Below are 13,120 nucleotides of genomic sequence, written 5' to 3' on the forward strand. Positions count from 1 at the left end.
CCGCGACGGCACGATCGAACACATGGAAGCCATCGAGGTAACCGGACTTCGCAAGACCTACGGCGACCGGGACGCGGTCGCCGGAATCGACCTGGTCGTGGCCCGCGGCGAGATCTTCTCGCTGCTCGGCCCGAACGGCGCGGGCAAGACCACCACCGTCGAGATCCTCGAAGGACACCGCCGCCGCACCGCCGGTGACGTGCGGGTGCTCGGCGAGGACCCGGGGCGGGCCGGCTCGGCCTGGCGGACCCGGATCGGGATCGTCCTCCAGGACGCCGACGACGCCGCCGACCTCACCGTGCACGAGATGGTCCGGCACGTGGCCGGCTTCTACCCGAACCCGCGCCGGCCCGACGAGGTGATCGAGCTGGTCGGGCTCCAGGCCAAACGGAACAGTCGCATCCGTACGCTCTCCGGCGGTCAGCGCCGGCGCGTCGACGTGGCGCTCGGCATCGTCGGCGGCCCCGAACTGCTCTTCCTGGACGAGCCCACCACCGGATTCGACCCGGAGGCGCGGCGTCAGTTCTGGGACCTGATCCGCACCCTGGCCGGCGACGGCACCACCATCGTGCTCACCACCCACTACCTCGACGAGGCGGAGGCCCTCGCCGACCGGCTCGCCGTGGTCTCCGCCGGCCGGATCGTCGCCGAGGGAACCCCGGCCACCCTCGGCGGACGGGGCGCCGCCCAGGCCCGGGTCAGCTGGCGGGCGGACGGCACGACCCGCACCGAGCAGGTCGCCGACCCCAGCGACCTGATCCGCCACCTGGTCGCGACCGGCGCCGACCTGAGCACGCTGACCATCACCCGGCCCACCCTCGAAGACACCTACCTGAGCCTGATCGGAGCCGCCCGATGATCGCCGTCGCCCTGAGCCGGGGTCACATCGAGATCCTCCAGTTCCTGCGGGACCGGACCGCCGTGGTCTTCACCTTCTTCTTCCCGGCGCTGCTCCTGCTGCTGTTCGGCACCATCTTCGGCAGCGAGTCCAGTGCGGCCGGAGTGGCGGCCAGCCGGATCTTCACGGCCAGCATGATCGCGTACGGCGTGCTCAACACCGCGTTCGTGACGATGGGCTCCGGTCTCGCACTGGACCGGGAGGACGGCACTCTCAAGCGGCTGCGCGGCACACCGATGCCGGCGTGGGCGTACCTGATCGGGAAGGCCCTTCTCGTCACGCTGCTCAGCGTGGCCGAGGCGGCCGTGCTGATCGGGGTGGGTGTCCTGGTCTTCGACATGCCGCTGCCGCCGGCCGGCCACTGGGTGACCTTCGCCTGGATCTTCCTGCTCTCGGTGATCGCCTGCTCGCTGCTCGGCGTCGCGGTCAGCGCCCTGGTCAAGAACGCCCGCAACGCCGGCGCCATCCTGAACGTGCCGGTGGTGGCGTTGCAGTTCGTGTCCGGCGTCTTCATCCACCCGATGAGCCAGCTGCCGGACTGGCTGGAGAAGGTGGCGTCGCTGTTCCCGGTCCGCTGGATGGCCCAGGGTTTCCGCTACGTGTTCCTGCCTCCGGAGGCCGAGGCCCAGGAGATCGGCGGCAGCTGGGATCTGGGCATGGTGGCCATGGTGCTCGGTGTCTGGTGTGTGATCGGATTGGTCCTGTGCCTGTGGACGTTCCGGTGGAGCAGCCGGGAGAAGTGACCCCGCCGCCGTCCATCCGGCTCTGGGAGCTGTACTTCCTGGTGGTCGCGGTCGCCATCGCGGCCGCGGTCCTCCTGGTCGACGGGCACTCGGTGACCGAGCGGACGGTCGCCGTCGGCTCGGTCACCGCGATGGCGGTGCTCTACCTGGCCGCGGCCCGCCCACTGATCCTCATCGACCACCACGGCGCCCGGTCGACGCTGGTGAGCGTCGCGTACCTCCCGCTCTTCGCCATGGCCGTGGCCGCCGTGCCGGTGGCCACCTGGATGATGTTCATGATCATCCCGATCTTCTTCATGCTGGTGTCGCTGCGCCGGGCGGTGGCCCTGGTCCTGTGCGCCAACCTGATCCCGGTCGCGCTGGAACTCCGCGCCGACCCCGGCGGCATCCTGATCGACCTGGTGATCGCGGCCATCTCCACGGCCGCCGGCATGTGCATCGGCATCTGGATCACCAGGATGGCCGAGCAGAGCGAACAGCGGGCCCAGCTCATCGCCGAACTCGAGGCCAACCGCGCCGAGGTGGCCCGGCTCTCCCACGAGGCCGGGGCGGCGGCCGAGCGGGCCCGCCTGGCCGGCGAGATCCACGACACCCTCGCCCAGGGCTTCACCAGCATCATCACCCTGCTCCAGGCGGTCGACCCGGACCTCGCGGACGAACGCCTCGCGCTCGCCGTGCGTACCGCACGGGAGAACCTCGCCGAGTCGCGGGCCATGGTCGCGGCTCTCGCACCCTCGGCGCTGGCTTCCGCTTCACTACCCGAGGCGGTACGCCGAAGCGCCGCCCGTTTCACCGAGGAGGCCGGGGTGCCCGCGACCGTCCGCATCACCGGCGAACCGCGTGACCTGCCCACCCGGCTCGACGTGGTGCTGCTGCGGGCCGCCCAGGAGTCCCTGACCAACGTCCGCCGGCATGCCGGGGCGCGTGAGGTCGCCGTGCTGCTGGCGTACTCACCGGACTCGGTGCGCCTGGTCGTCCGGGACGACGGCCGCGGCTTCGACCCGGGCATCTCCGGCAACTTCGGCCTCTCCGGAATGCGCTCGCGGGCCGCCGACATCGACGGCACCCTGACCATCCGCAGCGACGCCGACACCGGCACCACCGTCGAACTGGAGATCCCCGCGTGATCCGCATCGTCCTCGTCGACGACCATCCCGTCGTTCGGATGGGCCTGCGCGGCATGCTCGACGCCGAACCCGGCCTGACCGTCGTCGGCGAGGCCTCGTCCGGAGTCGAGGGGGTGGCCCTCGTCCTGGCCGAACGCCCCGACATCGTCCTGATGGACCTGCGCATGCCGGGTGGCGACGGCGTCGAGGCGATCGGGCGGATCCTGGCCGCCACCACCGGCGTGCGGGTGATGGTGCTGACCACGTACGAGTCCGACCGGGACATCCTGCGCGCCATCGAGGCCGGCGCCGCAGGCTACCTGCTCAAGGACGCCTCCCCGAAGGAGTTGGCCGACGCCGTCCGCGCCGCCGCCCGAGGGGAGACGGTGCTGGCCCCGAGCGTCGCCTCCACACTGGTCCGGCAGGTGCGCAGCCCGGCGCCACCGGCCCTGTCGGCGCGCGAGGCCGAGGTGCTGCGCCTGGTCGCGGCCGGCCTCACCAACGCCGAGATCGGCAAGCGGCTGTTCATCAGTGAGGCCACCGTGAAGACGCATCTGCTCCGGGCCTTCAACAAGCTGGACGTGGCCGATCGCACGGCGGCCGTCACGACCGCGATGCGGCACGGTCTGCTCTGAGCACTGTCCGTGGCGGACGTTGAGCTACTTGAGGATGATTCGTCTTAATAGCCCGTTCCGCCGGTAAGGCGTCGATACGCCGGTTAGATTACGGAAGGCACCGCCGCACGCGGGGATCCGTATCCCGGTGTTCGCGCTGCTGAGGGCCGGTTCTTCCGGTGCCCCTAGACCGCCCAAGGTGCTGTACCCGAACAGGCAAACCCGCTGCGAGGCGGGGACGCAAAGCCAGGGGCCTCCCAGGACGGAGGTAGCCCAGCCGCCGAAGGAGAAAGAACAGACATGCGCTACCGACAAGCCCATGCGGCCAAGAGCGGCTCGGTTCCGTTCGCGCTGCGTGGACCGAAATCCCTGCGAGGGGCCCTGTTGGCCGCCGTCGCGACGGCCATCGGCCTCGCGGGGGCAGCGCCGGCCTCGGCCGACGCCGTGCCGACCCTGACGATCGAACCCCCGGCCGGGACACTGACAGAGGCCGCCACCGCCACCTTCACGGTGCGGGCGAGCGCCACCTCCACCGTGCCGATCACGGTCAACTGGAAGGCCGTGGACGTGACCCCGGCCGCCGGCCACGGCGCGGCCAGCATGACTGCCGACCTCACCGCTCCCTTGTCGGGTACGGCGGTCATCGCCGCTGGCGCGACGACAGCGACCATCGACATCGTGACCGCGGCTGACCTCCTTCACGAGGACCCCGAGGACTTCGCCGTCGAGATCTCCGATCCGACGAACGCGACCTTGGGGACGCCGACCAGGGCCACCGCCACCATCACCGACGACGACACCGCGCCGACGGTGGCCATCACGCCGGTCGCGGTGAGCCCCGAAGGGTCTTCCGGCATTCGGCAGCAGACGTTCACCGCCACGCTGAGCGGCGTGGCCGGCAAGACGGTCAAGGCCGACTGGGCCACCGCGGCCGGCGACACCGACAATGATCCCCTCACTCCGCCCACCTATGGGGACGCTGTCCCCGGGAAGGACTTCGTCGCGGGGAACGGGACTCTGGCGTTCCCGGCCGGAACGACCACTCAGACCTTCACGGTCGGCATCATCGGCGACACCATCGACGAGGGCCCGGTCCCGCGTGTCGACGCCACGGACGGGGAGGTCTTCGACATCGTCGTCTCGCCGGTTGCCGGCGAGAGCCCGGCCTCGGTGGTCGGCGGCTCGACCACGATCACCATCACTGACGACGACGCCGTGCCGACGGTCACCTTCGACAACCTGACGGTGCCCGAGGGCGGTGACAGCGCGGCGGTCCTGCTGCCGATCAAGCTCAGCAACGGCAGCGACCACCCGATCGCGTTCGCCATCGCCGAGAACGCCGGTGCGACGACGGCCGTGGACGATGTCGCCGGGGTCATCGGGGACAACGACTATGCCCCGCTCAGCACGGCGGCGACGATCGGGCCGGAGATGACCACCGGTTACGCCGCCGTCCTCGTCAACGGCGACGCGACGAACGAGCCCGACGAGACCGTGGGCCTGGAGGCGACCGCGGACCCGGCTGCCGTGAGCGCCACCTTCGTCACGCAGGCAGCGGCAGATCCGGGCACGCTGACACTCAAGAACGACGACAAGGCACCCGACCTGGAAATCAACAGTGACCGGGGCCAGGAAGGCGACACCGTCGATGTGATCGGTACGGTCACCGGCATCTCGCAGACGGGGGCCAACCTGACCCTCACCTTCACGGGTGCCGCGGCTGACGGTCACCGCGCGGCCAGCGGTTCGGACTTCACCGCCCCGAGCTCCACGACGGTCAGCATCCCGGCGGGCACCCTGCCCGGCACCGAACTGCCGGTGACGGCGCTCCAGCTCAGGCTCTACGACGACACCGAGCCGGAACCGGCCGAGAGCATCGTCGTCGCCGGCTCGGGCACGGGCGGCACGGTGACCGACGGCGTGGTCGTCATCGACGCCAACGACGACTACCAGCCTCCGAAGCCGACCATCAGCGCGTCGTCGACGAGGATCGACGGCCCCGGTTCGGTCCGGATCAGCGGTAAGGTCGGCGCGGGCGAGACCGTCCAGCTCTGGGGCGCGGCGGTGACCGCCACCGCGCAGCCGTTGAAGCAGCTCGCCACGGCCACGGCCGACAGCACCGGCGCGTACACCTTCACCCGGACGATCAGCACGGGCTGGCGCTTCCAGACGAAGTCGCAGGAGGGGGCGACCTCGAACGAGGTCACCGTCAGGGTCATGCAGGACCCGGCCTTCACCGCGACCTCGGGCTCGAAGGGCAAGCTGTCGCTGCGGGTCACCGGTGACCCGAAGCTCCGCGGGGCGGCCGTGCAGATCCAGCGCTACAGCGGCGGCAAGTGGTCCAACACCAGCTGGAGGGGCACCACGAACTCCAGCGGTGTCTGGTCGTCGACCGTCTCGGCGAAGGCCGGCTCCTCGTGGACCCTGCGGGCCCGCGTCGGCGGCAACTCGTCGGTCGCGGTGGACGCCGGATACAGCGCCACCAGGAAGGTCACCGTCAAGAAGTGACGACTGACCGGTAGACGAGACGGGGGCGGCCGGACGGCCGCCCCCGTTCCGCGTTCCCGAATCAGTCCACTTCGGCTACCGCCTGGGCGAACTGGGCCGAGTAGAGGCGGGCGTACGCGCCGTCGGCCGCGATCAGGGAATCGTGGTCGCCCTGTTCGACGATGGTGCCGTTCTCCATCACCAGGATCACGTCGGCGTCGCGGATGGTGGAGAGGCGGTGTGCGATGACGAAGCTGGTCCGGCCGGTACGCAGGGTCGCCATCGCCCGCTGGATCAGCACCTCGGTGCGGGTGTCGACCGAGCTGGTCGCCTCGTCGAGGATCAGGATGCTCGGCTCGGCGAGGAACGCCCGTGCGATGGTGACCAGCTGCTTCTGGCCGGCGCTGACGTTCGACCCCTCCTCGTCGATCTTCGTGTCGTAGCCGTCCGGCAGCATCCGCACGAAGCCTTCGACGTGGGCCGCCTCCGCCGCCGCGTGGATGGCGGGGAGATCGGGGGACGAGGCACCGTACCCGATGTTGTCGGCGATGCTGCCGCCGAACAGCCAGGTGTCCTGGAGGACCATCCCGATCTGCGACCGCAGCTGCTCGCGGGGCATGCCGGCGATGTCCACCCCGTCCAGCGTGATCCGGCCACCGGTCACGTCGTAGAACCGCATCAGCAGGTTGACCAGCGTGGTCTTGCCGGCGCCGGTGGGACCGACGATCGCCACGGTCTGCCCGGGCTCGACGGTCAGCGACAGGTTCTCGATGAGCGGCTTGTCCGGCAGGTACCGGAACGACACGTTTTCGAAGGTGATCCGGCCCTGCACCGACGGCATCGTCACGACCGCCGGCTCGGGGGACTGCTCCTCCGCGTCGAGCAGAGCGAACACCCGCTCGGCCGAGGCCACCCCGGACTGTACGAGGTTCGCCATGCTGGCCACCTGGGTGAGCGGCTGGCTGAACTGGCGGCTGTACTGGATGAACGCCTGCACCTCGCCGAGGGTCAGGGTGCCGGACGCCACCCGCAGACCGCCGACGACCGCCACCAGCACGTAGTTGACGTTGCTGATGAACATCATCGCGGGCTGGATCAGGCCGGAGATGAACTGGGCACGGAAGCTCGACGCGTACAGATGATCGTTGTGGGTCTTGAAGGTCGCCGCCGCCTCGTCCTGCCGGCCGAAGACCTTGACCAGCGTGTGCCCGGTGAACATCTCCTCGATGTGCCCGTTGAGCCGGCCGGTGGTCTTCCACTGTGCGACGAACTGGGGCTGCGACCGCTTGCCGATCACGGTGGTCAGCCAGATCGACACCGGCACCGTGACCAGGGCGATCAGGGCCAGCAGGGGCGAGATCCAGAACATCATCCCGAGTACGCCGATGATCGTCAGCAGTGCCGTGACGAGCTGGGCGAACGTCTGCTGGAGGGTCTGCGCGATGTTGTCGGTGTCGTTGGTGGCGCGGCTCAGCACCTCACCGCGCGGCTGCTTGTCGAAATAGGACAGCGGCAGCCGGGCCAGTTTCTCCTCCACGTCCTGCCGCAGCTGGTAGACGGCGGCCTGGACGGCCCGGGTGGTGAGCCGGCCCTGGAGGACGCCGAAGACCCAGGCGAACACATAGATGAGCGCCACCCAGGCGAGGACCCGGATCAGCCGGTCGAAGTCGATGCCCTGCCCGGGGACCAGGTCGGCGACCCCGTTGAGCAGATCGGCCTGGGTGTCCTCGCCGCGCGCCCGCAGCCCTTCGACGGCCTGGTCCTGGGTGATCCCGGCGGGCAGCTTCCGGCCGATCACCCCGGCGAAGATCACGTCGGTGGCGTGGCCGAGAAGGTACGGCCCGAGCACCGACAGGAAGACGCCGAGGGCGCCGAAGGCCAGCGCCCCGCCCACGAGCAGCCGCTGTGGCTTGAGCAGTCTCAGCAGCCGCTTGGTGGACCCTTTGAAGTCCTCGAGTTTCTCCGGCGGCCCACCGGCCATCATCATGCGGGCGGCCGGCGGCCCGCCCGGGACCGGCCCACGGCGTTGGGGAGAAGTCATCGGGTGGTCGCCTCCTCCACCGTGAGCTGGGACAGGACGATCTCGCGGTACGTGGGGCTGGTGTCCATCAGTTCCTCGTGGGTGCCGGTGCCGACCACCCGGCCGTCGTCGAGCACGATGATCCGGTCGGCGTCGCGGATGGTGCTGACCCGCTGCGCCACGATCACCACGGTGGCGTCGGTGATGTGCTCGGTCAGCGCCGCCCGCAGAGCCGCGTCGGTGGTGTAGTCGAGTGCCGAGAAGGAGTCGTCGAACAGGTAGATCTCCGGCCGGTGCACCAGGGTGCGGGCGATCGCGAGCCGCTGCCGCTGACCGCCGGAGACGTTGGTGCCGCCCTGCGCGATCGGGGCCTCCAGCTGGCCCTCCATCGACTCGACGAACGAGCGGGCCTGGGCGATCTCCAGTGCCTCCCAGAGCTGTTCGTCGGTGGCGTCCGGGTTGCCGTAGCGCAGGTTGGACGCGATCGTGCCGGTGAACAGATACGGCCGCTGCGGGACCAGGCCGATCACCGACGACAGCAGGGCCGGGTCGATCTCCCGGACGTCCACGCCGTCGACCAGGACCTGGCCCTCGGTGGCGTCGAAGAGCCGGGGGACGAGGTTGAGCAGGGTGGTCTTGCCGCTGCCGGTGCTGCCGATGATCGCGGTCACCTCGCCGGGGTGCGCGCTCAGGTGGACCCCGGAGAGGACGCCCGCCTCGGCGCCCGGATAGCGGAAGCCGACGTCCCGGAGTTCGAGTTCGCCGTGCCGCGACAGGGTGGTGACCGGCGCGGTGGGCGCCGCCACGCTGGACGCGGTGCTCAGCACCTCCTCGATCCGCTCGGCGCAGACCTCGGCGCGCGGCACCATCATGAACATGAAGGTGGCCATCATGATCGAGAAGAGGATCTGCATGAGGTAGCTGATGAACGCGGTGAGCTCGCCGACCTCCATGCCGCCCGAGTCGATCCGGTGGCCGCCGTACCACAGCACCGCGACGCTGGACAGGTTCACGATCAGCAGCACGGTCGGGAACATCAGCGCCATGATCCGGCCGACCCGCAGCGACACGTCGGTGAGGTCGGCGTTGGCGGCGCCGTAGCGCTTGCGCTCGTGGTCGTCGCGGACGAACGCGCGGATCACCCGGATGCCGGTGATCTGCTCGCGCATCACCTGGTTGACCCGGTCGAGACGCTCCTGCATGGACCGGAAGAGCGGCCGCATCCGCACGATGATCAGGCCGATCACGATGACCAGCAGCGGCACGATGGCCAGCAGCAGCGAGGAGAGCGGCACGTCCAGGCGCAGCGCCAGCACGATGCCGCCGACGCACATGATCGGCGCCGAGACCATCAGCGTGAAGGTGAGCAGGACCAGCATCTGGATCTGCTGGACGTCGTTGGTGATCCGGGTGATCAGCGAGGGCGCGCCGAACTGGCCCACCTCACGCGCGGAGAAGCTCTGCACCCGGCCGAAGATCGAGGCGCGCAGGTCACGGCCGACGGCCATCGCCGTCCGTGCGCCGAAATACACCGCCACGCCCTGGGCGGCGATCTGGAGCAGGGTGATGCCGAGCATCCCGGCGCCGACCCGCATGACGTAGCCGGTGTCGCCCTTGACCACGCCGTTGTCGATGATGTCGGCGTTGAGCGCGGGCAGGTAGAGCGTCGCGATCGTCTGGAGGAACTGGAAGAGCACCACCAGGGTGATGTCCTTCCGGTACGGACGTAAATGGACTCTGAGTATCTTGATCAGCACTTCTCGTGCTCCGTTTCCGCTGACTGAATGCCGTAGAGCAGAAGGGACGCCAGGTCGGCGCCACTGAATTCGCCGGGTTCGCCGAAGGGGCCGAAGGCGTTGGCCCCGCAGTGCAGCAGGAGCAGCCGGGCCGCCCGCTCGGGGGTGACCCGCAGCCGTGCCGCGTCGGGGGTGAAGAGGCCGACCACGGCGTCGTGCAGCCGCTGCCGGGACGCGGCCATCCGGGCCTGCGCCTCCGGGTCCGGCGCGGTCGTGAAGACGAGCTTCCGGGCCTCGTTCATCAACTGCGCGTTCTCGATGAACCGGCTGTGCACCAGCTCGGCGGCGGCGGCCACCCGGTCGTGCAGCGGAGCGGCCGGATCGATCGCGGCCAGCGCGTCGAGGGTCGGCTGGGGGTCCAGAGCCTTGACCACCGAGCAGACCACGAGCTGGCTCTTGCTCTCGAAGACGCCGAAGATGGTGCCCTCGGCCACCCCGGCGGCGTGGGCGATCTGCCGGGTGCTCACCTCCAGGCCGTGCTCGTGCAGCAGCGGGATGGTCGCCTCGATGAGGGCGGCCCGCCGTTCCTCCGGCGCCATGGCCGGGACGCGTCTTCGCCGGGAATCCATGGCGGCCACTCTAATGAGCGAGCGCTCACTCATCCAGTGATTTAACCCGCGTCGAACCGGACCCGGGAGCCTGGCGTATGAAGGGAACGTGAGCCCAACGAAGCCGTACCGCCGGATCATCCGGCACCTGACCACGGGATTCGCCGCCGTGCTGGTGTTCCTGGCGCTGATCGTGCCGGACCAGATCTTCCGGTTGCCGCCCGGAAACTCGGTCTTCACCGCGCTCCTGCGAGTTCCGGTCGAGGCGCCGATCGCCGGGGCGATCCTGCTCCTGCTTCCGCATCGGGGGCGCCTCGGCCGGTTCCGCCGTCCGCTCGCCGCCGGGCTCGGCGTCACCCTCGGGCTGCTGACCGTGGTCAAGATGATCGACATCGGCTTCTTCGCGGTGCTGGCGCGCCGCTTCGACCCGGCCCTCGACTGGATCCTGTTCGACGACGGCTACACCGTGCTGGCCGACTCGATCGGCCGGGGCGCCGCCATCGCCGTCGCGATCGGCCTGGTGCTCCTCGCCATCGGGCTGGTGGCCACCATGACCTGGGCGGTGCTGCGGCTGAGCGGCATCCTCCAGAACCACCGCGCCTGGGCCTGGCGGGGCCTGGGCGCGGTGGGCGCCGCCTGGATCGCCCTGACCGCGATGAGCTTCCAGCTGATCGGCGGCATCCCGGTCGCCTCGCACACCGCCGCCGACCTGGCCGCACACACCGCGCTCGCGCTGCCCAACGACCTGGCCGACCGGAAACGGTTCGCCGGGGAGGTGAAGGTGGACGCGTACCGGGACCGGCCGGCCGACAGCATGCTGACCGCCCTGCGCGACAAGGACGTGATCCTCTCGTTCGTGGAGAGCTACGGCCGCAACGCGCTGGAGGACCCCCGCTACAACACGGCCGTGCTGAACAGCCTCGCGGCCAACGGCCAGAAGCTGGCGGCGGCCGGGTTCGCCGCACGCAGCGGGTGGCTCTCCTCGTCCACCGCGGGCGGCGGCAGCTGGCTGGCGCACTCCACCTTCCAGTCCGGGCTGTGGATCGACAACGAGCGCCGGTACCGCAGCCTGGTCGCCACCGACCGGCTCACCCTCACCCGGGCCTTCCGCGACGCCGGGCACCGGACCGTCGGCATCGAGCCCGGGCACACCTTCGCCTGGCCGGAGGGCGACTTCTACGGCTACCAGCAGCTCTACGACTCACGGAACGTCGGCTACCGGGGTCCCTCGTTCAGCTGGTCCCGGATGCCCGACCAGTACGTGCTCTCCGCCTTCAACCGGCTGGAGTACTCCCGGATCGACCGGGGCCGGATGTTCGCCGAGATCACGCTGACCTCCAGCCACACCCCGTGGACGCCGGTGCCCAGCATGCTCGACTGGGACGCGGTCGGCGACGGCAGCGTCTACGGCCCGTCGGCGGCCGCCGCGCCCAGCCCGGAGAGCCTGTGGAAGGACGAGAGCCGGGTCCGTACCGAGTACGCCCGCTCGGTCGCCTACTCGATCGACACCCTGCTCGGCTTCCTCACCGAGTACGCCGGCGACGACACCGTCATGATCTTCCTGGGTGACCACCCGCCGGCCCCGGTCGTCGCCGGTACCAGCGGCAACCGCGACGTCCCGGTCACCATCGTCGCCAAGGACCCGAAGGTTCTCGACCGGATCGCCTCCTGGGGCTGGGAGGACGGCGTCAAACCCGGCCCGGCCGCACCCGTCTGGCGGATGGACACCTTCCGGGACCGTTTCCTGGCCGCCTACGGACCCGAGGGCGACCAGCACTGACCACTCCTCCCGCCCTGAACCGGCCGGTTCCCCGTCAGGGGAGCCGGCCGGTTCTCAGCCTGACCCGGTGACCCGTGCGGCGCCAGCCGCCCGGGTCGGACCGTGCGGCGCCAGCCGCCCGGTCAGGCTCAGCCGGGCACGATGTCGATGATCTGGCCGGCCGGCAGCCGGGGCGTCCTCGGCGGCGCCGAATGCGCCGGGTCCAGGGTGCCGAGCCGCATCGCGAGGTAGGGGAAGCCGGTGTCGCCGAGCATCCGGCGCAGCGTCCGCCGGGTGTGCGGGACCTCCACCGGGCCGCTCAACGGCAGCAGGTTGATCGCCTGCTCGGTCGCGGCCAGCCACAGGGCGCTCAGCGCCTCCCCGGCGCGCAGCCAGTCCGCCGGGCCGTCGCCGTCGCCGTACAGCACCGCGTAGGTCGCCGCCCGGTCGTGCCCGTCACCGGCCGCCAGCGTGCCCCTCGTCCCGAAGTCACGCTCGGCGACCGTGGTGAGCGGCACCTCCTCGGGCAGGGCCGAGGCCGGGATCCCGGTCCCCTCGGCGCGCTCGCCGCCCACCCAGGTCGCCGTCTCCGCCACCAGCCGGCCGTCGGCGGACTCCGCGCGGTGCGCCCGGTCCACCGCCACGGCCAGCGCGATCACCTGGTCGCGGCCGAGCACGTGCAGCCGGCTCCCGGCCTCCTCGGTGATCTTCACGAGGTGGCGCAGGGTGTCCTCGGGCACCCGCTCGTCGGTCACCGTGCGCCGGTCGGTACGCCGGACCCGCAGCATCTGGAAGTGCCGGGTGTCCTCCGGCCGCACCGGCACCTGCCGAACCGGCCGGACGACCGCCAACGGCTCGCCGGCCGGGTGCTCCACCTCGTGGCGGAAGCCCTCGGCGTCCAGCGCCACCCGGGCGTGATGCAGGGCGGTTCCGCAGCTCAGCAGCAGCATCCGGCCGGCCGGATCCTGCTCGTGCAACTGGCGCTCGGCCACCCCGTACAGTTCGAGGGCGCCGTCGCGGACCACCCAGCGCCAGGGCTGTGTGTTGTGGATCGACGGGGCGAACCGGGCGGCGTCCGCCGCCTGCACCAGCGCCCGCTTGACCTCGTCGGCGTGTCTCATACCTCTATCGTGCGTGCCCCGGTCGGCC

General features: G+C 70.7%; 10 protein-coding genes and 1 riboswitch. Of the genes, 6 read left to right on the forward strand and 4 right to left on the reverse strand.

All coding sequences use genetic code 11. The features are described from left to right. Positions 1-13 precede the first annotated feature (13 nt). The 5 genes from J5X75_RS35325 to J5X75_RS35345 all read left to right on the forward strand — a co-directional run bounded on the left by J5X75_RS35325 (position 14) and on the right by J5X75_RS35345 (position 5,869). Positions 14-859, forward strand: coding sequence for an ABC transporter ATP-binding protein (locus tag J5X75_RS35325; protein ID WP_208472025.1), 846 nt, complete (start codon positions 14-16; stop codon positions 857-859). Continuing rightward, positions 856-1,641: an ABC transporter permease gene (locus J5X75_RS35330; protein WP_208471984.1), complete on the forward strand. Its 786-nt coding sequence runs from the start codon at positions 856-858 to the stop codon at positions 1,639-1,641. The genes J5X75_RS35325 and J5X75_RS35330 overlap by 4 nt, the downstream gene beginning before the upstream one ends. Continuing rightward, positions 1,602-2,768: a sensor histidine kinase gene (locus tag J5X75_RS35335; protein ID WP_307798475.1), complete on the forward strand. Its 1,167-nt coding sequence runs from the start codon at positions 1,602-1,604 to the stop codon at positions 2,766-2,768. The genes J5X75_RS35330 and J5X75_RS35335 overlap by 40 nt, the downstream gene beginning before the upstream one ends. Next, positions 2,765-3,382 carry a response regulator gene (locus J5X75_RS35340; RefSeq protein WP_208471985.1) on the forward strand — a complete coding sequence of 206 codons (618 nt, stop codon included), beginning with the start codon at positions 2,765-2,767 and terminating at the stop codon, positions 3,380-3,382. Before J5X75_RS35335 ends, J5X75_RS35340 begins: the two co-directional genes overlap by 4 nt. Positions 3,383-3,566: 184 nt before the next feature. Next, positions 3,567-3,646, forward strand: a riboswitch (cyclic di-GMP riboswitch). A gap of 15 nt (positions 3,647-3,661) precedes the next feature. Next, a complete protein-coding gene (locus tag J5X75_RS35345) occupies positions 3,662-5,869 on the forward strand; it encodes a Calx-beta domain-containing protein (protein ID WP_208471986.1) in 2,208 nt (735 codons plus the stop codon). 61 nt (positions 5,870-5,930) lie between these two features. Here the strand turns inward: J5X75_RS35345 and J5X75_RS35350 are convergent, their stop codons facing one another. Genes J5X75_RS35350 through J5X75_RS35360 form a run of 3 tightly spaced genes read right to left on the reverse strand, consistent with a single transcriptional unit; the run spans position 5,931 to position 10,233 of the window. Beyond that, positions 5,931-7,889 carry an ABC transporter ATP-binding protein gene (locus J5X75_RS35350; RefSeq protein ID WP_208471987.1) on the reverse strand — a complete coding sequence of 653 codons (1,959 nt, stop codon included), beginning with the start codon at positions 7,887-7,889 and terminating at the stop codon, positions 5,931-5,933. Further along, positions 7,886-9,625, reverse strand: coding sequence for an ABC transporter ATP-binding protein (locus tag J5X75_RS35355; RefSeq protein ID WP_208471988.1), 1,740 nt, complete (start codon positions 9,623-9,625; stop codon positions 7,886-7,888). The genes J5X75_RS35350 and J5X75_RS35355 overlap by 4 nt, the downstream gene beginning before the upstream one ends. After that, positions 9,619-10,233 (reverse strand): TetR/AcrR family transcriptional regulator, encoded by a 615-nt coding sequence (locus J5X75_RS35360; protein WP_208471989.1) that lies wholly within the window; start codon positions 10,231-10,233, stop codon positions 9,619-9,621. Before J5X75_RS35360 ends, J5X75_RS35355 begins: the two co-directional genes overlap by 7 nt. Before the next feature lie 88 nt (positions 10,234-10,321). Between J5X75_RS35360 and J5X75_RS35365 the strand changes: the two genes are divergently transcribed. Then, positions 10,322-11,992 (forward strand): sulfatase-like hydrolase/transferase, encoded by a 1,671-nt coding sequence (locus tag J5X75_RS35365; protein WP_208471990.1) that lies wholly within the window; start codon positions 10,322-10,324, stop codon positions 11,990-11,992. Between the two features lie 128 nt (positions 11,993-12,120). Here the strand turns inward: J5X75_RS35365 and J5X75_RS35370 are convergent, their stop codons facing one another. Continuing rightward, entirely contained in the window at positions 12,121-13,092 is a 972-nt protein-coding gene (locus tag J5X75_RS35370) for an Acg family FMN-binding oxidoreductase (protein ID WP_208471991.1), read from the reverse strand. Positions 13,093-13,120 lie beyond the last annotated feature (28 nt).

The organism is Actinoplanes flavus, assembly GCF_017592555.1.
GTDB lineage: Bacteria > Actinomycetota > Actinomycetes > Mycobacteriales > Micromonosporaceae > Actinoplanes > Actinoplanes flavus.